Source organism: Paenibacillus sp. SAFN-117 (assembly GCF_051966115.1).
GTDB classification, from domain to species: domain Bacteria; phylum Bacillota; class Bacilli; order Paenibacillales; family NBRC-103111; genus Paenibacillus_L; species Paenibacillus_L residui.
Genome location: NZ_JBQCLK010000008.1, coordinates 53,342 through 76,429, shown reverse-complemented (window position 1 = coordinate 76,429; position 23,088 = coordinate 53,342). Strand labels below are relative to the sequence as shown.

At 49.7% G+C, this 23,088-nt stretch carries 17 protein-coding genes; 3 read left to right on the top strand and 14 right to left on the bottom strand.

The window, feature by feature from the left end:
- Nucleotides 1-101: 101 nt before the first annotated feature.
- The 4 genes from ACTHRH_RS07330 to ACTHRH_RS07315 all read right to left on the bottom strand — a co-directional run bounded on the left by ACTHRH_RS07330 (nucleotide 102) and on the right by ACTHRH_RS07315 (nucleotide 7,618).
- Nucleotides 102-1,688, bottom strand: coding sequence for an extracellular solute-binding protein (locus ACTHRH_RS07330; protein WP_379288112.1), 1,587 nt, complete (start codon nucleotides 1,686-1,688; stop codon nucleotides 102-104).
- A gap of 111 nt (nucleotides 1,689-1,799) precedes the next feature.
- Nucleotides 1,800-2,672 carry a carbohydrate ABC transporter permease gene (locus ACTHRH_RS07325; RefSeq protein ID WP_144939080.1) on the bottom strand — a complete coding sequence of 291 codons (873 nt, stop codon included), beginning with the start codon at nucleotides 2,670-2,672 and terminating at the stop codon, nucleotides 1,800-1,802.
- Nucleotides 2,673-2,687: 15 nt separating this feature from the next.
- Complete coding sequence (locus ACTHRH_RS07320) at nucleotides 2,688-3,644, bottom strand: ABC transporter permease (RefSeq protein ID WP_144939078.1); 957 nt, start codon at nucleotides 3,642-3,644, stop codon at nucleotides 2,688-2,690.
- Nucleotides 3,645-3,940: 296 nt separating this feature from the next.
- Nucleotides 3,941-7,618 carry a discoidin domain-containing protein gene (locus ACTHRH_RS07315; protein WP_440414826.1) on the bottom strand — a complete coding sequence of 1,226 codons (3,678 nt, stop codon included), beginning with the start codon at nucleotides 7,616-7,618 and terminating at the stop codon, nucleotides 3,941-3,943.
- Nucleotides 7,619-7,905: 287 nt separating this feature from the next.
- Between ACTHRH_RS07315 and ACTHRH_RS07310 the strand changes: the two genes are divergently transcribed.
- Nucleotides 7,906-8,373, top strand: a complete 468-nt coding sequence (locus tag ACTHRH_RS07310) for a hypothetical protein (RefSeq protein ID WP_144939071.1) — start codon at nucleotides 7,906-7,908, stop codon at nucleotides 8,371-8,373.
- A 6-nt stretch (nucleotides 8,374-8,379) separates the two neighbouring features.
- Here ACTHRH_RS07310 and ACTHRH_RS07305 read toward each other — a convergent pair whose 3' ends face one another.
- The 5 genes from ACTHRH_RS07305 to ACTHRH_RS07285 form a co-directional block, all read right to left on the bottom strand.
- Nucleotides 8,380-9,312 (bottom strand): ABC transporter permease, encoded by a 933-nt coding sequence (locus tag ACTHRH_RS07305; protein ID WP_440414824.1) that lies wholly within the window; start codon nucleotides 9,310-9,312, stop codon nucleotides 8,380-8,382.
- Nucleotides 9,309-10,307 carry an ABC transporter ATP-binding protein gene (locus ACTHRH_RS07300; protein WP_225312775.1) on the bottom strand — a complete coding sequence of 333 codons (999 nt, stop codon included), beginning with the start codon at nucleotides 10,305-10,307 and terminating at the stop codon, nucleotides 9,309-9,311. Before ACTHRH_RS07300 ends, ACTHRH_RS07305 begins: the two co-directional genes overlap by 4 nt.
- 157 nt (nucleotides 10,308-10,464) lie before the next feature.
- Entirely contained in the window at nucleotides 10,465-10,824 is a 360-nt protein-coding gene (locus tag ACTHRH_RS07295; protein ID WP_440414822.1) for a sensor histidine kinase, read from the bottom strand.
- Nucleotides 10,797-11,888: a histidine kinase dimerization/phospho-acceptor domain-containing protein gene (locus tag ACTHRH_RS07290; protein WP_440414820.1), complete on the bottom strand. Its 1,092-nt coding sequence runs from the start codon at nucleotides 11,886-11,888 to the stop codon at nucleotides 10,797-10,799. Before ACTHRH_RS07290 ends, ACTHRH_RS07295 begins: the two co-directional genes overlap by 28 nt.
- Nucleotides 11,888-12,595: a response regulator transcription factor gene (locus tag ACTHRH_RS07285; protein WP_144939066.1), complete on the bottom strand. Its 708-nt coding sequence runs from the start codon at nucleotides 12,593-12,595 to the stop codon at nucleotides 11,888-11,890. The genes ACTHRH_RS07290 and ACTHRH_RS07285 overlap by 1 nt, the downstream gene beginning before the upstream one ends.
- Nucleotides 12,596-12,982: 387 nt before the next feature.
- On the opposite strand from ACTHRH_RS07285, the gene ACTHRH_RS07280 reads away from it, so the two are divergent.
- A complete protein-coding gene (locus tag ACTHRH_RS07280) occupies nucleotides 12,983-13,498 on the top strand; it encodes a GNAT family N-acetyltransferase (protein ID WP_144939065.1) in 516 nt (171 codons plus the stop codon).
- A gap of 9 nt (nucleotides 13,499-13,507) precedes the next feature.
- On the opposite strand, the gene ACTHRH_RS07275 is transcribed toward ACTHRH_RS07280, so the two are convergent.
- Nucleotides 13,508-13,879 carry an aminoglycoside adenylyltransferase domain-containing protein gene (locus ACTHRH_RS07275; protein ID WP_144939063.1) on the bottom strand — a complete coding sequence of 124 codons (372 nt, stop codon included), beginning with the start codon at nucleotides 13,877-13,879 and terminating at the stop codon, nucleotides 13,508-13,510.
- A 158-nt stretch (nucleotides 13,880-14,037) separates the two neighbouring features.
- On the opposite strand from ACTHRH_RS07275, the gene ACTHRH_RS07270 reads away from it, so the two are divergent.
- Nucleotides 14,038-15,813 (top strand): ABC transporter substrate-binding protein, encoded by a 1,776-nt coding sequence (locus ACTHRH_RS07270; RefSeq protein WP_144939061.1) that lies wholly within the window; start codon nucleotides 14,038-14,040, stop codon nucleotides 15,811-15,813.
- A 63-nt stretch (nucleotides 15,814-15,876) separates the two neighbouring features.
- Here ACTHRH_RS07270 and ACTHRH_RS07265 read toward each other — a convergent pair whose 3' ends face one another.
- The 4 genes from ACTHRH_RS07265 to ACTHRH_RS07250 form a co-directional block, all read right to left on the bottom strand.
- Nucleotides 15,877-17,052: an LCP family protein gene (locus ACTHRH_RS07265; protein ID WP_144939059.1), complete on the bottom strand. Its 1,176-nt coding sequence runs from the start codon at nucleotides 17,050-17,052 to the stop codon at nucleotides 15,877-15,879.
- A gap of 350 nt (nucleotides 17,053-17,402) precedes the next feature.
- Nucleotides 17,403-17,810, bottom strand: coding sequence for a GtrA family protein (locus ACTHRH_RS07260; protein ID WP_144939057.1), 408 nt, complete (start codon nucleotides 17,808-17,810; stop codon nucleotides 17,403-17,405).
- Nucleotides 17,800-18,768, bottom strand: a complete 969-nt coding sequence (locus ACTHRH_RS07255) for a glycosyltransferase family 2 protein (RefSeq protein WP_225312774.1) — start codon at nucleotides 18,766-18,768, stop codon at nucleotides 17,800-17,802. Before ACTHRH_RS07255 ends, ACTHRH_RS07260 begins: the two co-directional genes overlap by 11 nt.
- 34 nt (nucleotides 18,769-18,802) lie before the next feature.
- The gene (locus tag ACTHRH_RS07250) at nucleotides 18,803-22,612 is read right to left on the bottom strand and encodes a glycosyltransferase family 39 protein (RefSeq protein ID WP_440414815.1); all 3,810 of its coding nucleotides are present in this window, start codon (nucleotides 22,610-22,612) and stop codon (nucleotides 18,803-18,805) included.
- Between the last annotated feature and the right edge of the window lie 476 nt (nucleotides 22,613-23,088).

Genomic DNA, 23,088 nt, shown 5'->3' with positions numbered 1-23,088 from the left:
ATACCGAAATGATTGACTATCACATGTACTGAAGTCCCGTCTATTATAGCCCCGGGGCTTGGCTGTTGTAAAACCATTTTTCCCCGGGGCTCCATGGAAGATCACTTCGTGCGGTCGATGACCCCATCGTTGTTTTTATACCTTTCCGTCGCTTCCTTAATGATTTCATCTCCGCCCTTGGCCTTGTACTCCTCGATGACTTTAGGCCAGTCAGAGATCGGCTCCCTGCCATAGATCATCTTGATCATATGATCCAGGATGAGCTTCGGCCCCACATCTCCGCCCGGAGCCAGATCCGGATATTTAGTAAAGCTGCTCAGATTAGGGTTGAATGTAATTCCCGGACGACCTTCGTGGGCGAGAATGTTATCGAAAGCGTCCAGCATATCTTTGCCGTCCTCGGTTAATTCCGCCAATTTCTTTCTATAAGTGCCGTCGTGAACCATCCAGAGATTCCCGCTGCGGAAGCCTTCCTCGTCCACTTCCTCTTTGGTTACCGGGAATTTGTAATTAACCTTGCCATTTTCTATCGTGTAAGTATCGCCTTCGATTCCGAAAGAGAAGAACATTTCCGCTTCTTCCGTCGTCATCCAGTCGAAGAACTTAATGATGTCGATCGCTGTTTCTTCACTCACCTTGCTATTAATATAATAGGTTTGTGAAATAGCAGCAACGTGCTGAAGACCTCCCTTGCCGTCCGTGCCTGTCGGCGAAGCGACAATATCCACTCTGCTGTTGGGATCGGCTTCCTTGATTTTCGTTCTAAACCCGGCCAGCCCTTCCGCATTGGCAGCCCACATTCCCGCCTTGCCCGCACTGATGTTTTTGGTGTAATCGGCTTGTGTCACCGTTGCGAAATCTTTGGGAATCAGGCCTTCATCATACATGGCCTTATAAGCTTCCAATGCTTTGGTCATATTCTCTACGTCAAAAAATTTCGGTACGACCTGGCCGTCCTGCAGTTCAAATTGGAAAGGCAGCACGTCGTAAGCTCCCAGGAAAGTATCGGCATACTTGAAATTTTCTCGGAACTGGTACGGGTATTCCACTCCCAATTCTTTGAATGCCCGCAGAACATCGAGAAATTCGTCCGCCGTCTTCGGCATTGGCAAACCGGTTTTTTCCAGAAGATCGGTGCGAAGGAAGGTTGCACGCCGGGAAGGATTGGAGATCCACAGCGGAATTCCGTATATTTTTCCTTCAAAGCTGGTCTCTTCCCAAGCTTCTTTAGGAACCTGGGCCATCAGATTCGGGGCATGCTCTTTCAGCAAATCGTCCAGAGGTCTGAACACTCCGGCTTCCACCGATCCGGCCATAGATGAAGTCGTTGGGCCGCCTCTCAGATTTCCGACGACGTCCGGAATGTCGTTACCGGCGAACATCAAGCTCATTTTCTGATCGAATTCCTTATGCGACACAGGAATAATGTTAAGATCGGTGTTGGTCAGCTCTTCCAGCTTCAATACCCATTTGTCCTTATTAATGTCGGGCGAAGACTCCAAATATGGGTTCCCGGACGTAGAGAAGGAAATCGAGAACTTCGTCGGCTCCTTCTTGGCTTCGCCGGGCTTTTCCTCCCCTGCCCCCGTATTGGGAGATGGTGAAGCTTCCTTGCCTCCGCCGGCACAGCCGGAGAGAGTCGTTACAGCCAGAACCCCGGCTAATGCCAGACCCCATGCCTTTTTCATGTTTACCCCTTCTTTCTATAATTGTATTGATAACGTTTCCAGTCTTGTTACCAATGATAACGTTTGCTCTTCTTCCCTTGTATTGGGAATTTTATTATGCCTTGTGTTCTTTTACGATTTAATGGAACCGATAAGCATTCCTTTAATGAAATACTTCTGCAAGAAAGGATAGACCATCATAATGGGCAGCGTAGAAATCGCAATGACCGCCATTTTCATCCCTTCTGGAGACATATTGGCCAGATTTTCAAAGGAGGAATCCATTTCCCCGAATGTATCGGTAATGACGATCTCCCGCAGACGAACTTGAAGCGGGTACAGGGCCCTGTTGTTAATATAGTACATGGCACTGGAATACGAATTCCAGTGGGATACGGCATAGAACAGTCCCATCGTAGCCATAGCCGGCTTGGACAGCGGAAGCACAATGCTCCACAGAATTCTCATCTCGCCGGCACCATCGATCCTTCCGGAGTCAATCAATTCACCCGGCAGGTTATTAAAGAATGACCGCATGATGAACAGATTGTAAGCACTTATGGCTCCCGGAATGATCAGCGCCCATAAAGTATCGAGCATCCCCAGGGAACGGATCAGCAAGTAGTTTGGAATCAGCGGTGCGCTGAAAATAAACGTTAGCAGCACCATCATGAGCACGTACCTGCGTCCCAAATATTCCGATCTGGATAACGGATAAGCCAGTGAGGCCGTTGCCGCCAGATTGAACAAGGTTCCGAACACCGTCACGACAACACTCACCATAAACGCTCTCCAAACCGACATATCTTTAAGAACAATCTGGTAGTTGACGAATGTGAAATCTACAGGAAGTATCGTCACCTTTCCCGAGTTAATAGCCAGTTCACCGCTTAAGGATTGAGCCAGCACATGCAAAATTGGAAGCAGCATGCTTAAGGCGATCAGCGTGATTATAAAGTAATTGAAAACCTGAAAAATTCGTTCTCCCTTGCTCATTCTTTTCATTTCTCTACACCTGCCTTAATAAAGTGAGTCTCCGGTTGCCTTCTTGCTTAAGGTGTTACCAATCATGATCAGCAGAAGTCCGACTACGGATTTGAATAAACCGATGGCCGTCGTATAGCTGTACTGCTTCTCCAGCAGACCGGCCCTATAGATGTAGGTGTCGAGAATCTCTCCCTTGTCCGCATTCAAGGAATTCAAGAAGACATAAACCCTCTCAAATCCGAAATCAAGGAAATTGCCGATGTGGAGCAGGAAAAGAATCATGATCGTAGGAAGAATCGATGGAATCGTAATCGAAATCGTTTGGCGCCAGCGATTGGCCCCGTCTATGACGGCAGACTCATACAGTTCCGGATTAATGCCGGCCAGAGCGGCCAAGTAAATGATCGTTCCCCATCCGCTGTCTTTCCAAATGCCGGAGCCGATCAGAATACTGCGGATGTAGGATTCTTCTCCAAGGAAATATATCGGCTCCACCCCGAACCGGCCGAGGATTTCGTTAACGACTCCGGTCGTCGGCGACAGAATTCCGATGGCGATTCCGCCAATTATGACCCAGGACAGAAAGTGCGGCATGTAAACGATCGTTTGCAGAATTCTTTTGTAGACAATAATGCGCATCTCGTTGAGCAGCAGCGCCAGGAGGATTGGAATCGGGAAGGCGATGAACAGATCATACAAACCAATCAATAAAGTATTTTTGAAAATAGTTAGAAATTCGTCGTAGGCGAACATTCGTTTAAAATGTGCCAACCCGACCCATTCGCTTCCCCAAAACCCTTTGAACAGATTATAATTCTGAAAAGCCATGGCGCTCCCGAATAAGGGGATGTATTTAAAAATAATAAAATAAATAATCCCCGGAATTGAAAGCAAGTAAAGCGCTTTATATTTTCGCACCATTCCCCAAAGCTCTCGTTTGTTGGCAAATCGGTATTGGACCCGATCGGAAGGCTGGATTTTGCTAGCCATCTGCACCTCTCCCCCCATTAAACTGAAGTTCTCATATGGCTGATCTTACTCTGAAAGCGGCATCAGAGACAATGGAGTTATCCTCCCTGAGTTGTGTTTTTTTACGATTGGCCCAAACCGTTGGCTCCATTGCGATCTTCCCCCTGTGGCGGACCTTGGAGGCGCGGCCGGATATAGAAAAACAGCCGGGAACTGCCCCCGGCTGTTTCTTCCAGATTATTTCTCCTTATTCATTAGTTAATAGGCTGACGTATAGAATCTACTAGTAGGCCCTGGCCTCGGGTAAATTCCGTGGGTCAGTTGGGCCTGTTCGGCCTGTCGGGCCTGTCAGGCCTATCCGGCCTGTCCGGTCTGTCAGGCCTGTCCGGTCTGTCCGGTCTGTCAGGTCTGTCAGGTCTGTCAGGTCTGTCAGGTCTGTCAGGTCTGTCAGGTCTGTCGGGTCTGTCAGGTCTGTCAGGTTTGTCAGGCCTGTCGGGTCTGTCAGGTCTATCTGGCCTGTCGGGTCTGTCTGGCCTGTCGGGTCTGTCAGGCCTGTCCGGTTTGTCGGGAGGCACATCGCCGGCAATAACAATCTCGTTGACATTATTCCAGGCATCCTTGTTGTTGCCATGACCTACCACTCTCAAATACCGCGCATAAGTGTCCGGTATCGGGTATCCTTCCAGAAGCTCCGTCAATCCGCTGCTCTCACCGCTGTACACCTTGGTCCACTGATTTCCGTCAGTCGATAACTCAATATCAAATTTATATTTCAAGTACTGGAATTGAGCCATCAGAACATAGGAAATCAATCTCTCCTGGCCGAGATCAAATTCGATCCACTGCTCCCCTTTGCCGGCCCAGCGGGTTCCCAGCTCCTTGTCAATGGCGTTTTCCGGCGGATAATCTTTATGCGAGTCACTTGCCCGTGCTGTCATAATTGGATAGACCGTCAAATTAGGGGGAATATCCCCATACACTTCCAGCGACTTGAACTGGACCGTATATTGGACGAAAGCATTTTCCTCTTCGCTCCGCGCGGTAATGACCGCTTTACCATTGGGCGATCCCGCTTGAGTCACTTCAACGGTGCTGCCGGGCTGGCCTTTCGCCGCAACCTGCGGTACCTCTTGCGTACCTACCGGCAATTCATAAGTATAATCGAATTTGTCCGGGGAGAAACCCGGCAGCGCTTCGCCGTTTACCAAAATTTCCTTCAGCAGTGGCAGGTCGCCGAAATCGGAATCCGGTACATCCAGGTCGCCGCCCCCTACCGGAGTGCGCTTGATGTTTTCCAAAGCTTCCGTCCCCAGTCTCTCCTTCAATTGCTGCTTATACAGGCTTCCCGGAGTGACATGCATACCTTCATGCTCCCAAAATCCATTGTTTCTCGGGCGCGGATCATAGGAACTCGGAACAAGAGGAGACACGTTAATGCCGTCATTGTTCGGAATATGACCGATTGCATAATTCTGCGCAGTCGGAGGCTGTTGGGAGACCAATCCTCCTTCGGTATTCCAGGTTACATAGTTGGCTCCAGACCAGCCGTGTCCGCTGCCAAGCCATGCACGGTCACGTATATTGATCCGTGCGCTTATGTTATCGAATAGACCGCCTACGGACCATCTGTGATGCGGTTCGCTCGTATTGTAATCCTTCGTGGATTGACTGTCGAGGAACACATTCGGACCCTGAACACGGCTGTCAAAGACAAAAGCATGTCTCGAGGTTTCCGCATAGGTGCGCTGAACCAGGTTCAACTGGCCTTGTATATAAAAGCTGTATCTCCGGCCGCCTGTAATGATACTGACCATATCGTACTGTTCGCTGTCCTGCACAGTTATCCATTTGGCATGGCGGCCTATTTGAACAAGCGCATAGGACAGGTGGTATCCCGTAACCTCCCTCACCCAGCCGTTCTTGACGCTGTTAAACACCACGAAGCGTTCCGCATGCTGTTCATCCGCATAATACGGATCCGTCTTTCCGTTATCATTCGTAGTATCCTTGATGCTGGGGTCAAACTCGCTGACGACGCGAATATTTTCTACTCCGACATGCTCGATACGAGCCTCGTCATTATATTTGAGCATCAGTCCGCCGCCCCATCTGCGTTCGATCGAATTTGCCAAAGGGGCATCTACAGTAATCTGATTGCCGTCGATGGCTGTAATAACCCGGTCAAAATCGAGATTGAACGGCGTCCACTGATTCGTGCCGCTGCCTCCGGGCCTCATATATATATGATCCATTCCGATTTCGTGAATCCAACGGCTGTTGCCTACCCGGCGTACCATCACCGTATCGCCTACTTGATAGTCGGAAGCATCCTTCACGTGGAAGGTCCGCGAACCGGAAGGCACGAATAAATCCGTAATTTCTACGCTGCTTCCGTTATCTACCACCGGAGCCGTGTTGGGGCCGATGACGACCAAATTTCTTGCAGCCTTACCCGTTCCGAGAATAATCGTTCCGTCCTCGCCTTTGCCTTCCCCACGGAGCACGACACCGCCTGTGTGAATATTAAGTGTCCCGGCAACACGGAATGTGCCCTGCTTCAATAAAACTGCGCCGCGGAATCCGTCCGGACCGACCGGCATTAACGAGACCTGGTCGATAGCCTCCTGGATCCTGGCCGTATCGTCTCCTTCTCCCGGTTCCAAAGCTATTCTTGCTTGAACATCAGGCAGCCGGACTCCTCCGCCCATATAGCCGCTATTGGAAAAATCAAGGATTTGATTGCCTTTATAATCCGGCACATATACCATCTTTCCTTGGTCATTAAGAAAAGCAACGCTGCTCTGACCGGCCGGTACGGCATCAGCTTCCAATACAGTGAAGTAGAAAGCATCATAGTAGATTTCCCCGCCTGCTTCTATCTTCAGCTTCACCGCATACTGTCCCGGAACATCGGCCGTACCGGGAATGGTTAGCGCCTTCTCCTCCCCTTTGGCGAATGCAACTGGATTACTCGGGCCGACGATCGTGCTTCCGTTAACTTGAACCTCCATGCTGATCGAGGCATCTACGTTCGCTCTAACCGGAATTTCCGGGTACACATCCCCAGGTACGATAACGGCCGGCTGGCCGATTTCGATTTTCATGCGGGGATGGGTCAGGTCCGTCACGGCGATTAGAGCTTCCGCATGAAATTCCTCCGGATCTTTGACCACAATCCACAAATCTTCGTTTATCAGTTCCCCCCCTTGCACCGGCACTTCTACAAATACCTGGCTTGCACCCGCTTGAAGAGCGGTAACGACGCCGTTCTGGTCGATAGTAGCACTCTGCACAGCAGAGGTATAAAATTTCTTTGGAATATGCTCCAAATCAACCTCTTCCCCTGTATTCAGCCTCGCTTTTGCTTTAAGAGTCAGCACTTCATCTTTCGTCATCTCAATCTGATCGTTAAGCTTATATCTTTGACCTTGCTCATTCACAAAATAAACGCTCTGCAAATTGTCCGGTTCCGGATTGATTTGCCCATCGAAGTTATAAACCTCGAACTCCGCCACTTGAACGTTGTTATCGCTCGCCAAGGAAAGATCGAGTTTGACGTATCGTCCCGTCACCTCTTCGAACATTACATTTTCCAGGCTTCCGATACTCCCTTTTTTGACGAAGGCATCCTTCCATTCCACACCGTCATCCGAATATTGAATCTTATATTCTGCGAACCGGCCCGCTTTAAATTGAATGACCGTTTTGTTGAAAGTTTCCTGCCGCCCCAAATCCACATAGAGCCATACATTCATATCCTGCCGGTCTGCCGCAAGTGGCTGCCAGTAAGTTGTCGGATTGCCGTCCACGGCTTTGTCCGCTTCCCGGTCGCTTGTCTTGCTGCTTGAATAGGCCGGCTTCCCCATGGCCAAATTGACGTTCATTTCGGTTTCCGCTGCTCTTGCTGTCGACATCCCGCCACCGCCGGCCGGCAGCCATGGCGTCAGCATAAGCAAAACCGCCAGACACAGACTTAATCGATTTGTCCAAGACACGATTCATCCTCACCTTTCGCTTTAATTTTGATAGCGCTTACAATTTGAACACTACCAAAACCTTCCGCCCAATCCAATGGACTAACTTATGATTCCTATATGCTAATTTATGGTTTGGAGGTAAAGGTGGCTTATCTGAGGATTCCCCCCTAGATGAACCCGGTTTGTAAGGTTGTCTTTAAAATGAGGATTAGTTCAACTCATGAGGTGAGAGTAGGAAAGCCCGTTTGGGTTATATGCGTATGCTATAATTGCATTACCTCTATCTTTTCGAAAGGATGCCGACAATGAGTAATTCATTAACCGACCTGAAACGAGTTCCGCATACTATATTGGAGCATAGATTGGAAACGGCCAGGAAGCTGGAAGAGAACGAAACCGAAGCCTATGAGCTTCTCAAGGATAAAGAGACCGGCGAACACTACCTGATGTATCACTATATTCATTTGAATGTATCGGAAGGCGGTCACAAGGAAACTTATTATCACTTCATGCCCATAGGTCATGACGACGCATTGGCTATCGTTCTCGGAGAACAGGGGTATCATTATCCCGAGCAGTGGAATCGCCCCTACCTTCGCAACAGCTCTAACGACGATTCTTATGTCTGGTTTGACCCTTCCACTTCAGAATCTTATGAGTATTACGAGCGGTTGGGCCAGTTGCTTAATGACAAGCTGACCCGGTTCAAAAAGAATGGAAAGCCGGACCCCGATGCTATCCGCAGCTTGCTGCAAGACCTGGATAAACTATAGCCGATATCAGCTTCGCACATCCCTTCGAGAGAAGACAATCCAGGAAAGTGCAATAAATAACAGGTAATAAAGAGTCAACATGAGAATGGAAAAGCTCGGCGTTAATCCTTCCATAGGTGCGCTGCCCTCCAGATAAGGAAGCAGATTGGTATGGGTGAACAGCAAGTATTTCACCCAGCTATAGCCGCTGAAGAAGAGAACGAGCGCATTCCCTGTAAACATGAGTACAATGGCACAAGCGACAGCCAGCGTTCCGTTCTTGAACAGTGTAGAGATCGTAAAGGCGAAAGTGACAATCATCAGCAGATGGACGGATTTAAGCCCGTAGATTTGAAGAAGATGCAGCAGAATGGAGCCTTCCTTGACTTCGCCGTTCGCTACGTACAGATAAGGGGAAAAGGCTTCATAGAATCCGAATTTAAACCCTCCAACCAATACGGAGACGACAAATAGTAGAATCAGCAGGAAAACCGCGAACATAAGGACGGATAAATATTTCGCAAAAAGAATGCGTGATCTGGACACGGGGCGAATCAGCAACAGCTTCATCGTCCCCCAGGAATATTCTCTGGCCACACTATCCGAAGCGATAATGACCGTAAATAAAGTAATGAATGAAATGAATAACGTGTAATCCCGAACGGTTCCCCATAGAGTCGAATCATCGGGTGGAAGATTATAGTTCAGCCTATACTCGTTAATGGCTATTTCGTTCCTTAACTTTTGCTTGTCAAAATCGGAGAGAGAGGGATCTTCCAGCATTGTAGTCAAGCTGCTGTTCGCTTCATTAAGCTGCTTCCACCATTCATCATTCTTATCGGCCGAGGGAAGGAACGAGACGGCAATGGCCACTCCAACAAGCAGCCCTATGAAAATCCAGGTGCGAATTCTTTTGTATATTTTCATATTTTCATTTTGAATGAGCGGCCATAGATTCATTTCCGGTTCCCCTCCCCTATTTTCTCCCGAAGCGTATTCCCCGTGCTTGTGATTTCGAGGAATTTATCTTCCAAATTTTTTGCCAAAATTCGGATCTCATACACTTTGACACCGGCAACGACCAAGCATTCATTCAAGGACGGAATCTGCCCGATCTCCGAAGTTACCCGAATTCCAGCCGGATCATCCTCGACCTTCATATCGGCATAGCCAGCCTTTATCGTATTTTTCGCCAAATCGGGACGGTCGATATTAAACATAACCGTGACCTGCTCTGTAGTTCCGACAGCGACGCTATGAACAATGGTTGGGACATCCCTAATCGCTCCGTCCTGTATAATGGCCACCCGGTCGCACATCAATTCCATTTCCGACAGCAGATGGCTGGAGACGACAACCGCCACGTTTTCTTCATGAGCGAGCTTTTTCAAATAATCTCTCAGTTCGCGGATCCCTGCCGGATCCAGCCCGTTGGTCGGCTCATCCAGCAGCAGCAAGGAGGGACGGTGCAGCAAAGCTTGCGCGATCCCCAGTCTCTGCCTCATGCCTAACGAATAAGTTTTAACCTTATCGCGAATGCGGGATTCCAGCCCGACGAGCTTGCTTAAGTACCCGATTCTGTATTTATCCGCTCCCGGAGCCATTCTCGAATAATGAAGCAGATTATCATATCCTGACAAAAATTTATACATTTCCGGGTTTTCGACAATTGCGCCCACATATCTTAACGCCTTCACCTTTTCCCGGGAAATATCGTGACCTGCAATTGCAATCCTGCCGGATGTTGTCGATATTAACCCGACAATCATGCGGACAAGCGTTGTTTTGCCTGCCCCGTTCGGTCCGAGCAAGCCGACCACTTCTCCGGGATAAACTTGCAGATTCAGATTCCGGATAATCTGACGGCTCCCTAACTTTTTGGACACATTATGAATATCGAGAATAGGTTGACGTTCGTTGTTGGGCATCGGCCTCTGATCAGCGTCCATCTTCATATCCATTCGCTCCTGTCCAGACTATTGATAAGATTTACAGACATCATACTTCATCCATCTTTATCAGGCCTTAACAGAATCTTTAGATGAGCTAACCTTTGTCTTAAATCGGCATGCAACCAAAAAACCGCACCTTTACGGTACGGTTCACAAAAATTTATCCGCTCTTTTGTTCATTAAGAGGAAGACGGATGGAGAAGATCGTCTTCTCTGTGCTGCTGGAAGTCAGGAACAGCATCCCTCCATGCTTCTGGACGATTTTATAGGCGATAGCCAGCCCTAGGCCATTGCCTCCCGCCGTAGATCTCGCATCATCCCCACGGACGAACGGATCGAACAAAGTCGCTTTCAGCTTGTCCGAAATCCCTCTGCCGTTATCGGCTATTTCCAAGACAACGGATCCTTCCTCCTGCCACAAAGCAATTCGCAGTTTCGTTCCCGGAGGATTGTACTTAGCCGCATTGGTCAGCAGATTCGCTACGACCCGACTCATATGGTGCTGATCAAAAGCCAGCATGATGCTCTCATGGGGCAGGTCCACCTGGATATCCAGCCTTTTTTCATCCAATTGCTCATAGGCTCCGCGACCATCTCCCGCATAAAGTCGGCAAAATCTTTGCGCTGCAGCGATAAATGGAAATCCGGTGCATCCAATTTCAACAGTTCGAACATGGAGTCGATCAGAGCGGTCATTCTTACGGATTTGTTATAGATAATCTTTAAATAGCGCTTCTTCTTCTCCTCATCAATTTCAATGGGCTCTGACAGAGTTTTGGCATACCCTTGTATAGTAGTCATCGGAGTTTTCAGATCGTGGGACAAATCTATCAGCATACGCTGCTTGCTTTCTTCCAGTCTTTTTTTCTCCCGCTCGCTATTTTCAAGTCTTTCCGAAAGGACATTGAAGGCATCCCGGATTTGCCCGATTTCCGACTCCGGCACTGCTTTCAGGTCTATTCTCGTAGCGTAATTTCCTCCAACCATTCGGGTCAGACCCTTGGCGATAGTCTGCAGAGGCCGGCTTATCCGTTTCGCGGTCCAAAATGTATAAATAAATACGATCAACATTAAAAGCACGGGAATAGCGAGAATAGAGAATAGCAGATGAAGCGCTACTTTGTTAAGGGCTTGATCGGAGTTTTTCATTAAATCAATTGCCCCATTAATCGCCTCCTTGGGAACCTTCACCAGCAAGGAATAGACAGCCCCGTCCTCTGTTTCAAAAGAAGCCGCTGACGCATAGACATCTTTGTCTCGCGAATAACTGAGAAGGCGGTAAAGCTCGGAAACGGTATATCTCTCGACGGAATCCTTCTTCTCTCCGATGACATGAATCACTTCGTTGGATTCGTTAATAATTTCTGCCCAGCCTCCAAGCTCTTCCGCCTCACCGAGCTGGATATTATGATAATCGCTCCGGACGATATCTTCCGCTTTAATCATGGGAATAGTATTGGATTCGATGCTCTGATAGATTAAATAACCGACATACACAAAGCTGGTAATGACGACAAGTGACGTAATAAGAATAATCATGAGGTAATTCCACATCAATGTAGGGTATATTTTCCTGGCCTTCATTACGGCACCTGCTTCTCCCATTTATAGCCGATACCGCGGACTGTCTTGATATACACCGGATGGCGCGGATCTTCCTCAAGCTTCTCCCGTATTTTGCTGATATGGACCATGATCGTATTGTCATCGCCATAATACATCTCTTCCCATACGGACTCGAATATTTTGCGCTTTGTAAACACCTTGCCGGGGTTCTCCATTAGCAGCAAAACCATCTTGTATTCCATGGAGGTAAGAGGTACCTCTACTCCGTTTCGGCTGACGACACAGCTTTCTTTATCCAGTATCAAATCTCCCGATCGGAGAAGCCTGACATCCTCAGATTCCCCGGTTGCCATGCCGAATTTATAGTATCTGCGAAGCTGGGCGCCGACCCTGGCCGTCACCTCCAGAGGATTGAAAGGCTTGGCGATATAGTCATCCGCTCCAAGACCCAATCCCAATATTTTATCGTTATCCTCCCCTTTGGCCGATAGCAAGATAATGGGGATGTACTTTGTTTTCCTGATTTCTCTCAAAGCCTGCAATCCATTCATATTCGGCATCATAATATCCAGCAGAATCAAATCGACGGAATGCTCGCTAAGCTGCTTCAGAACCTCCTGGCCGTCAGCCGCCTCCAGCACCTTGAACCGTTCCTTCTCCATATATAAAGAGAGCAGTTCCCTGATTTCCTCTTCATCATCGGCTACCAATATCGTATGAGACAACCCTTAACCCTCCTAAACTGTTCACGGCTTGTTCCCTCCACTCGGGCAAGCCAACCTACCTCTTCCCATTGTACCGGATTCCTCGTGTAACAATCTTAAAATTACCATAATTTTGGAAAACCTTTTTTGACCATGGCTTAGCTTCTCGGCACCGTTATCTGTATGTATGTTTGCTGACACACCGGCCAACCGGAATATTGGTTAATTGGCTGCGGCCTCCTGAAATATAATGTTGAAGAAGGAAAAGGGCCAGGTTCGGTAGAATCCTTTAACAAAGTCGGGTTCATGCGAAGCGGAAGAGTTCCCGCGTATGACTTCAGCCGCAGGAGAACAAAATACTCGGCTGGATTCTGAAGAGGATGATCAGCAGACAAGGAGGAATGCGAAATGTTCGCCAACCGCCCCGTCAAGGAAGAGGATTTGGATACCATATGCCGGTTTCCTAGCAATGAGAAGGAATTGTTCTTTATGTTTCCGGCAAGCGATTACCCTTTAACGAAGGAGCAGCTGCGAATTGCGATTGCGAAACGCTATGAATCGACCGTCATTTTGCTGGACAACAGGGTGGCGGGATTTGCCAACTTTTATTTACTGCAGCCCGGAGAAGTCTGTCACATCGGTAACGTCATTATAGATCCTTCTCTTCGTGGTCGAGGCGCCGGAGCCTACCTGCTCCGCACCATGATCGGCATCGCCCGCGATAAGTACCGGATTCCCAGAATCGTCCTTGTCTGCCATCACAACAACCTCCCGGCACTTCTGTTGTATACCAAGCTCGGTTTTAAACCTGTCAGCATCAGCAAAATAGAAAATAAGCACGGACGTCCGGTCGCCGCTATATCATTGGAATATACGATGGAACTGCCGCCGTCCATCGACGGAAGCAGCGGCCATCAGGAATAAAAATTCATGTCATGCTCTGTCGGCGGTCTCCCTCATAGGAGACCGCTCCCCGGCTTTGGGATGGTTCTCGCAATATTGAAGGATATACTGAACAAACCGGCGCAGCTCTTCAGCGCGGGCCTTCTTGGATTCGTAATACGAGACGGATGAACGAATTTTGTTGATCCTGAGCGCCTCCCGAATAAGCTTGTGCCAATGCGCAGGCAGAACCGACAGGGCATATTGGCCTGCCGCTGCTCGGGTGGCCGCCGAACGGCCATCCAAACCATAAACAATTTTAGCCAGATTCAGCACGGTGTACTCGACTGTCCTCTCATCTTCTTCCGGCAAATGCATCAACACCGCGGCGGCCTGCTTACCCCAATATGCGTTCCATTTCATCTTTTCTTTCCCTCCTGTCTCATTTAGTTCCCCTTGGGCTTTATACTTTTTATTGTACCTTGTAAAATAAGAAGAAAAAGAGCAAGTTTTTTTTCATAATTTCACATTTTATTCTGACTGCGGGAAGCTACAGCTCATTGGAAACAGGAGGGACGGAAATGATCATGACCCGGCATTATTTAAAATGGAGGCAAATGTACGCCCATATTAGCGAAGGGGAACCGATTGAGGTTAAGCTGGATGAGCTGGCCGACGCTTTGGAATGCACCCACCGCAATGTCATTCTTATTCTTAAGCGGATGAGCGAAGCCGGTTGGCTGGACTGGAGGCCCGAGCGCGGCAGGGGGAAACGGTCAACCTTGACCTTCTTGAAGCCTGTGGAAGAAATGGCGCTGCACGCAGCGAAACAACTGGTGGAGAAGAAAGATTTGAAAGGGGCTTTGGAGCAAATCCATTCTCCACTGCTTCCCTCCAGCCTGAAGGAAACCTTCCATGACTGGCTGTACAGCTACTTTGGTTATTCGAAAGAAAACGGCGCCGGTTTCCCTGTCGATACCCTCCGCTTCCCAATGAGCCAGCCGATCTATTCGCTGGACCCTATTTATATTCGTTATGCCAGCGAGCTGCATCTGGTCAGCCAGCTGTTCGACAGCTTGGTACGACGCCATCCGCTGACCGGCGAAATCGAGCCACATTTAGCCCACGCCTGGGAGACCGATGCTGCCCGAACGCAATGGACCTTCTATCTGCGCAAAGGGATTCTGTTCCACCACGGCCGGGAAATGAGGGCCCAGGATGCTGCCTATTCCCTTAACCGGCTTCGCAAGCTGGAAGAAAAATCACTCTACCGCTGGATTTACAGCGATATTGAGGAAGCTTCCGCTTCCGATGCCACGACATTAATCGTTCGGTTAAAGCGGAAGAACGAATTATTTCTTCCGTTTCTATGCACCAGCAGAGCCTCTATCGTCCCTGAAGACATAGGCGAGCAATCCGCTACGGCATTCGAAAGGATGCCTGTCGGGACAGGGCCGTTCAAACTGACGCAGAACGATCATAATATGTGCGTACTCGAAGCTTTTCCTTTCTACTTTCAAGGAAGGGCTCATCTGGACCGGGTCGAAATATGGAAGCTGCCCGATTTACATGATCCGCATCAGAATAAGCTGGACAGCTTTCAAATCATACACAACTTCCGTCTGCCCGATAAGGCGGCAGGCGGGTGGAACCAGGTCAAGCATCAGGGAACCACCTGCAAATTCATTACCTGGAATATGCTGAAAGAAGGCCCTCTCCAGAGAAAGCTTCTGCGCAAGGCCATCTTCTCTTCCGTGAACCGGAAACGTATACTGGATTCACTCGCCGGCGATGTAATCTATCCGGCGGACGGCTTTCTGCATAAGGCCGAAGGCGAATATAAGGAAGTGAACGGTGAAGAGGCTTCGGAACAATTGCGGGCAGCGGGATATAACGGGGAGATGCTGAGCCTCTGCACTATTCCCCAGTACGAGAACGATGCCAGGCTGTTTCAGAAAGTCTGCCGGGAGTCCGGGATTCGGGTGGAGCTGACTCTTCTTCCTTTGGAGCAGTTTCAAGGGGAGGATCGGCTCCGCCATGATCTGATCCTGTTCTCGATCATGCTGGATAGAGATACGGAGCTGCGATTGATTGATTTATATCAAAGTATCCTTCAGCATTCGGCAGGAGCTGTCGCGGACCTGCTGGCTAACAAAATCCGGGAATTGACCCTGGAACCGGACGCAAGCCGCCGATCCGCTCTGCTGCTTGAGCTGGAAGAGCGGCTCAAGACCGATGATATTCTTCTCTTCCTCTATCAGAAGCATCTCAAAACCGTCTATCATCCTTCGGTGAAAGGAATTTCTCTGGACTCTCTGGAGTGGGTTCAGTTCAAGGATATTTGGTTCAAGCCTTAAAGGACTGTTTGCATGGAAAATGTCAGAAGCGGCCGAAAGATCGGCCGCTTTACTGATTTGTATTTACTTCTTCCCTTGTCCGTAGGTATCTTTCGTAACCGAGGACGGTTGTTTGCTTGCATTAGGCTTCGGGCTGGGTGTTGGTGTTGCATTAGGCTTTGCGCCAGGGCTTGCACCCGGCTTGCTTGTGCTGCCCGGCTTGGGTGTCCCGGAAGGAGTTACCCCTGGCGAGGAAGACGGGTGGGCGGAAGCCTTGATGCCCAGTTCTTCCTTCAACGCGTTTCTCGCCTGGTCGATATCTTCATCCTTCACGATAATATAAGGGCTGACCCAATCCCCTTCCAGGTGAACATATTTAATATTCCCTCTATCGATGTTGTAGTATTTCTCAAGGAAGTCCCGAATTTGTGAGCTTGGAATATCGGATTTCATCTCTTCTCCGACAGCCTCGATCAGTTGGCCTACCTTCGTTAAACCGGAGAACGATTTTAGTTTTCCGAACATTTTATCCAACACTTGCTGCTGCCGCATATTTCTTGCAAAGTCTGTCGATTCCGCCGTTCTAACGGAACAGCTATTGCTTGACTTCCGATAACGGACAAAGTCCAAGGTCTGCTTGCCGTTCAGCAACTGCGTGCCCTTCTTCAGATTAATGTTCGTTCCGTCATACGAATCTTTATAGCACATATCCATATCTACATCGATGGTGAGTCCGCCCAGCTCATCAATGGCTTTAACGAAACCGTTAAAGTCAATGGTCAGCATGTAGTCGATCGGCACTTCCAAATACTCGCCGAACAGCTCCTTCGTCTTGGCGAAAGCCGTCTCCTTATCCTGCAAATAAAAATGAGGATAATAATAGTTCGCTTTCCGGTGAGGGAGACCATCCGGCGTGAGCTGAACATCCCGCGGAATAGAGACGACCGTGGCGGACTTCCGTTCCGGATTGAGGGAAACCACCATGATGACATCCGTATTCATGCTTCCGGTTTCCTTGCGATGGTCAATCCCCATCAGCATTACCGTCAACGGCTTGACCTTAGCCGATTCCTCCGGGGGAACATGCTCTTCTACCCCGACGTCATCAATTACATCGTTTGCTTTTTGATAAATATAATTCGCATAAACTCCTGCAGCCACAATCAAAGATATAAGGGCGAGTCCAAGGCCAATTATTATTTTCGCGTAGAGCGGAAGCGACCGTTTCTTGGACCTCGGAGCTAAATTTAAATCTGACATGGATTAACCCCGTTTCACGTTTTTCTTGCTGTATTGCTGAGCAAACAACCTGCTATACATGGTACATCGGCCAAATCACAAATCTGTTACAAAAAGATTAAATTTCCGACATTTTCTACCAAATTCATCCATTTCCAACCTATCCGGCAGGCACACAAATTACAGTTTACAAGAAAAACGTGAAAAAGAAAATACGATTTTATCGCCGTCCGTCCTATTTCATCTGCGCCACATTCCGCAGGACCAACGCCATGATCCACGGAGATTATTCCTTCCTTGTTCGCCGGACTTGCGGATGCACGCTCACTTACGATTATTAGACGATGGATTCCGGCAGAAAGTTTCGCTCTTTATGAACGGCTTTCATTGCGGAATACCCACAGCTTGGTGCCGGTGAAATTGACTATCATCGTAATGGCGGTCACACCTACCTTGGCGGCCAGAGGGTGGACTCCGAACCGTTCGCCCAACAAGTACAGCAAGACGAGGGACAGAGCGAAGGAAACCCCGTTGACCGCCGCAAAACGGGCAAATTGGGCTGCGGTCGTCCGGCTGCCGTTAGCGAAGGTCCATTTTTTATTGCATAAATAGCTGTTCGTCACTCCGCCGGCATAAGCGATGCACTGTGCAGCCAAATAGTGCATTCCGACATAGATGAGCAAGGTGAACAAAGCAAAATCAACGAGCGTGTTCAGAACCCCGACCAGATTGAATTTAATGAATTGGACAAGGCTCTGCCGATTTCCTTTAGCGATCATCCTCCGTACTCCCCTTCTTCGTGCCGAATCCTTTGGTTTCCTTAACAATATAGAGAGGCCGGTTCTTGGACTCATCATAGATCCGGCCGATATACTCGCCGATGACGCCAAGCATCAGCAGGACAATCCCGTTGAAGAACAGGTTGATTGCGATAATCGAAGCCCACCCCGGTTCCGTCGAATTCGTAAACAGCTTCTGATACAGAACGATCAGCAAATACAGGAAGCTGGAAAGCGACAGGACAAAACCGATATATGTGGCCAGCTTAAGAGGCTTATAAGAGAACGAGGTGATGGCGTCCAGGGCGAACCGGATCATTTTCTTAAGCGGATATTTGGTTTCCCCGGCGGCTCTCTCTTCCCGGACATATTCTACGGAAGTTTGATTAAAGCCCACCCAGCTGACCATCCCGCGGATGAACCGGTTCTTCTCCTTCAGGCCCGACAAGGCGTCGCAAACTTTGCGGTCGATCAAGCGGAAATCGCCCGTATCTACCGGAATATCAACACTGGTCAGGCTGCGGAGAAGGCGGTAGAACATCAATGCCGTCGTTTTCTTAAAGACCGTCTCTCCCTTGCGCTTCAATCGCTTGCCGTAGATGACATCGTAGCCTTCCTTCCATTTGCGGATCATGTCCGGAATGACTTCCGGAGGATCCTGAAGGTCGGCGTCGATGACGATCACCGCTTTGCCTTGGGCATAATCCATTCCGGCGCTTATGGCAACCTGATGACCGAAATTGCGCGAGAAATCGATCAGCCTCACGTTCGGGTCCGTCTGACACAGCTCCTTCACGATCTCCGCAGACCGGTCCCGGCTCCCGTCATTGACAAACACGAACTCATAGGGCTCTCCCGTCCCGTCCATCACTCCCTTAAGACGGCGGTAGGTACGGAGTATGACCTCTTCCTCGTTATACATGGGTACTACAACTGAATAGTTTGGTTCGTATGACAATGAGCTACCTCCTTGACACATGCGGCTCACAGTTCTAACTATAAAAATACCAAGATGGAAACCACTTTAACAGGCCTGCATATTCTTTGCTGATGATCATGCCGGACAAGATGGGATAGAACATGGCGAAGAGAACGAGACATAAGCCCAAATAGGCATAGATCGGTATTTTCATCTGCGGCCGCGCTTCTATTCCCTTTTTAAAAATAAAGGTCAGGCACAGAATCAGAAAAGGCACCATCGCGAAGAAGTGATAGATAAACGTCAGTCTGGGAACGAGCATCCAAGGGATGTACTGTGAGAGAAATGCGGTCACCGCGACCAGCATCCCCCGGTGCCGGTTCTTGAACAGCCACACAATGACCGCCAGAACCGCCAGCGTGCCCAGCCACCAAATCGCCGGATTCCCCATGGACACAATGCTCGAAACTTGTCCTTCCGGGAGCAGAGATTGGCCGGAGTAATACCAGATCGGACGAGCCATGAACGGCCATTCCCACCAGGGGGAAGAGAACGAATGCTCCGCAACCAGCTGGCTGTGGTAATCGAACATATCCTTCTGATATTGTATCAATTTGGCCAGGCTTACTTCTTCACCCGCGGTCATCATGATCGGGACAAAAGACAAGCTGTAAATAATGAGCGGAAGGATGACAAAGAACAAAGAGCACCATAACACACTGGCCAGCGCCATCCTTGGAAAAGCAAGAACCTCCGCTGCCGAGGCACCGCTTCCCGCGGAGTCCGCCGATTCCGCAGCATTCAAGTTACTGACCTCAGCCTTATTTCGCCGCACGGCGGAATATTCGCGGTATCTCTCATACAGAGTGAGAAAAAACAGGAAAGCGAGTCCCACTCCTCCATAAATCACTATCCACTTGCTCGCCGCCCCGATGCCGAAGAACAGCCCGGACCAGAACAAGGGGACCAGCGTCTTCCTCAGGCCGTCCCGATACATATTCATTTGATAGTAACGGTACATAAAATAGTACATGAGCATGATGAAAAACACGCCGTAAACGTCAATGGTCGCTATCCGGGTTTGGGCGAAATGCATAAAATCGCAGGCAAACAGGAAAGAAGCGATAAAGGCATAACGAGTGGCCCCAAACATGCGGAAGGCGAACACATAGATGATTGGAATCATCGCGATTCCGAATAAAGTACCCACTATCCGCCAGCCGAAAGGATTCATTCCGAACACGGCCACCCCGGCGGCGATCAGCTCTTTGCCCAATGGCGGATGTGTGTTCTCGTAAGGTTTGATGCTCTCCAAATGCTCATAGGCCGCCCTTGCATGATAGATTTCGTCAAAGTAGGTGCCGTGCAGGAAGGTCGGATGATAGACCGCCGCATTCGGCTCGTCGAATAAGTGCCGGGCAGCCTCCTCCACCGCTCCGCCCTCAGTCCGGATCGAGCGGACGGGAAGCGGCTCCGCCGCATCCTTGACGAAGAAGGCCAGCTCCTTAAGCTCGAAGCCTGAACGTTCAGCCGTAATCCTGGTATAACGTGCCTTCACATCTACCGGGACGCTGGTCCAGGTAAACACTTTGACATAGTTCATGTCTACCGTTTTGGGCTCGCCCCAATCCCCGTTCTCCGCAGCAAATTCAAGCCGGAACCGGCCATCCCCGATTCCGCCGAAGGCGTTCGTCCGGTCAATCAGCCGTTCTTCGCCAAAATCCACGATGACGGCCTCGCCGTCCCTGGAAGGCTTCCACGATTGTTCGGGCGCCCGGAAGGAGCCAAGCTGGAATAATGCAACTGCGGCATAGATTAAGGTGAGAAGCGATATCAGAATCCAGTCTTTCCTTTTCCAGCGGTTTCTAACGCTCCCATGCTGCTCCTGCGAAGCTTCCTTCGCCCTCCTCACCCAAACCGCCTCCTCATCAGGATCATACACCGGCCGCACTTTTCCATTAACGAACCGGTCCCAGGCGGTCTTGATCAACAATGCCAACAGCAGAACATTAGCCAGAGACGTCAGCAGCAGCAGCCCGTCAAACCGTCCGACGGCGTACATATGCTCCAACCCGTGCGCAAGCACATAGCTTACGTTAACGTAGGAAGTGATGCTGAAGCCGACGAACAAGTGCAGCACCCTCCGATCCCCGGATTGGATGAAGCTGAGCAGAGCCAGAAGGAGTGCGGGAAAAAGATACCTTTCGTGCATCTTAACGCCTAGGACAAATACGACCGAAATCAGAACAAGAGCCATTAAACAATAATCGGGCTCCGTACCTTTCTTGCGTTTGAAGAACAAAAAGGCAGTAAAGATGGTGACCGCGACAATAAACAGCCACCCCCAAGTCTGGTAGGACAGGAACAGAAGCTTCTGTTCCTGAGAAACCCAGTTGCCTCCTGTCAGCGCAAACAGATTGAAGGCATTGAGAGTTGCGTAAGGGTAAGACTGCAGAGTTTCCAGATAGAGCTTAAATACCCACAACAGCGGTTTATGTAACGCAAATGGCAGGACGCCTGCAATAAAGACTGCGGCCCCGGCCACAAATCCCGTTCCCAATTGCCTCCAGCTGCGTTCCCGGGCGAATCCCAGCAGCAATACGGGAGTGAATATGAGCGCCTGCGGCTTGATAAGAACGGCAAGCGCGAACCAGACGCTGGCTGCGGTCATCTTCCTTCCTTGTACCTGAAGCACAGCCAGCACCAGAAAGAAAGTGAAGAAAGAGTCCACCTGTCCCCAGGCTGCCGAATTCACCAAAACTGCGGGATTGAACGCGTAAAGTGCAGCCAATCCGACCGCCGCGGGACGGGACAGCCGGGCGGAGGCCATCCGGTAAACGAGAAGCGATGCGGCCAGGTCGGCCAGAATGGCGGGAAGCTTCATCCAGACGGCAAGCGCAGTCGAAGATGCGGACAGCCCCAGCCATTCCTGGCCTTTACCCAATAAGTACAAGATATAAATATAGCCCGGCGGATAGTCCGCGAAAGTCGTTTGATCATAAAATCCGGTCAGCCCCGCTTCTACCGCATCTCTTGCCCAATATGCGAATGTAGCCATATCTCCGGGGTGCCCGTGCACCTTGACAGCAATCCACAAGCGCAGCAGCAAAGCGGAGGAGAGCAGCAGAGCCACCCATTCCGCCGCGCCGCCAGAGCTCTGTCCGGACAGCCTCCATTCTTGACGGATTCGCCAGTGATAAAGAACGGCAAATCCGAGGAAGAACAGGAGCGCGTAGACAAGCGGCGAGAATAAGGAGACCTTCGCGTTCCCGGAATCCGGGCCGCCATCGGTATCCAATTGTGTCTCGGCGGGAGCGAAGGACACCGGTTCGGCCCCGGCCGGCAGCCCTTCAACTTCCTCGAAAGCCACATCATCGAAGTAGACACGCCCCGTATTCAGGCTGCCATAGCCGCCGAGGCGCAAGGCGACCTCCAGCTTCTGCTGCTCCGGCCCCGTCCTCCCGTATAGTTCTACATACTCCCATTGACCTTGCGTATCTTGGAAATCGGCTGACGTTTCGATCGTTCCGAGAACAGACAGATTGGCCCCCTTCATTCCTTCGGGGATCTGCTCCGCTTTAATCCAGCCGGACAGCCGATAGAGTGTATCCGGCTTGACCGATACGCTCTGCACCCATTTGGCATCGTTGGGCACCGTGCTTTCTATGAGAAGGAAGAACGATCCGCTGCGGGCGCCCTCCCCATGCTCAACAGCGAATCGCGTTGCCTCCTTCCCGGAGATCCAGCTATCGGCCGCCCACGCCTCACTTTTATTTTCAAATCCGGCATTCTGCAGCAAATTGACGGAAGCTGAGCAGGTCCCGGTCCACGACACTGCAGCCAACCAAATAATTAAGGCAAGAATCCATCCTTTTCTATTCAAAAGTATTCACCTGCTTCACTGATTCATCCGTTGACTCTCCTATTTCGTCTATTATGCCAAAATCCGGCTTTGCGCGATAGCCTAAAAATAATTAAAGCACTTCTTCCCATCACAACGTGACATGATGTCTGAATTTTCAATTTTTATGGCAAATAGCATATTTTTCTAAAAAATATCGGGAAATTTGAAACTTTTTCTAGTTTTGAATCGTCATATTTAATGTAGGAGTCTGGCCACTATTCTTCTTCCACCCGGCATTCTTGCTCTCGATCATTTCCCGGATTGGATAAACATCTGCAGAAACGTATACAAAGTCCTCGAGGTTACTGCCGCTTTCGCGCCATCGATAGGCCGATTCATATTCTTGAATCTCCCTTCCCGGATGGAAAAAAAGGAGAGGATTGTCGAATGATGGGATTCGTAACCAAATTGTTACCCATTATTTGCCGTGTCTGATTTAGTATTACTGGGAACTC

Bases quoted from the DNA above. Each gene is read 5' to 3' on its own strand.
- ACTHRH_RS07330 (WP_379288112.1), bottom strand. From the start codon at position 1,688: ATGAAAAAGGCATGGGGTCTGGCATTAGCCGGGGTTCTGGCTGTAACG.
- ACTHRH_RS07325 (WP_144939080.1), bottom strand. From the start codon at position 2,672: ATGAAAAGAATGAGCAAGGGAGAACGAATTTTTCAGGTTTTCAATTAC.
- ACTHRH_RS07320 (WP_144939078.1), bottom strand. From the start codon at position 3,644: ATGGCTAGCAAAATCCAGCCTTCCGATCGGGTCCAATACCGATTTGCC.
- ACTHRH_RS07310 (WP_144939071.1), top strand. From the start codon at position 7,906: ATGAGTAATTCATTAACCGACCTGAAACGAGTTCCGCATACTATATTG.
- ACTHRH_RS07305 (WP_440414824.1), bottom strand. From the start codon at position 9,312: ATGAATCTATGGCCGCTCATTCAAAATGAAAATATGAAAATATACAAA.
- ACTHRH_RS07300 (WP_225312775.1), bottom strand. From the start codon at position 10,307: ATGAAGATGGACGCTGATCAGAGGCCGATGCCCAACAACGAACGTCAA.
- ACTHRH_RS07295 (WP_440414822.1), bottom strand. From the start codon at position 10,824: ATGCTGGCTTTTGATCAGCACCATATGAGTCGGGTCGTAGCGAATCTG.
- ACTHRH_RS07290 (WP_440414820.1), bottom strand. From the start codon at position 11,888: ATGAAGGCCAGGAAAATATACCCTACATTGATGTGGAATTACCTCATG.
- ACTHRH_RS07280 (WP_144939065.1), top strand. From the start codon at position 12,983: ATGTTCGCCAACCGCCCCGTCAAGGAAGAGGATTTGGATACCATATGC.
- ACTHRH_RS07275 (WP_144939063.1), bottom strand. From the start codon at position 13,879: ATGAAATGGAACGCATATTGGGGTAAGCAGGCCGCCGCGGTGTTGATG.
- ACTHRH_RS07270 (WP_144939061.1), top strand. From the start codon at position 14,038: ATGATCATGACCCGGCATTATTTAAAATGGAGGCAAATGTACGCCCAT.
- ACTHRH_RS07265 (WP_144939059.1), bottom strand. From the start codon at position 17,052: ATGTCAGATTTAAATTTAGCTCCGAGGTCCAAGAAACGGTCGCTTCCG.
- ACTHRH_RS07260 (WP_144939057.1), bottom strand. From the start codon at position 17,810: ATGATCGCTAAAGGAAATCGGCAGAGCCTTGTCCAATTCATTAAATTC.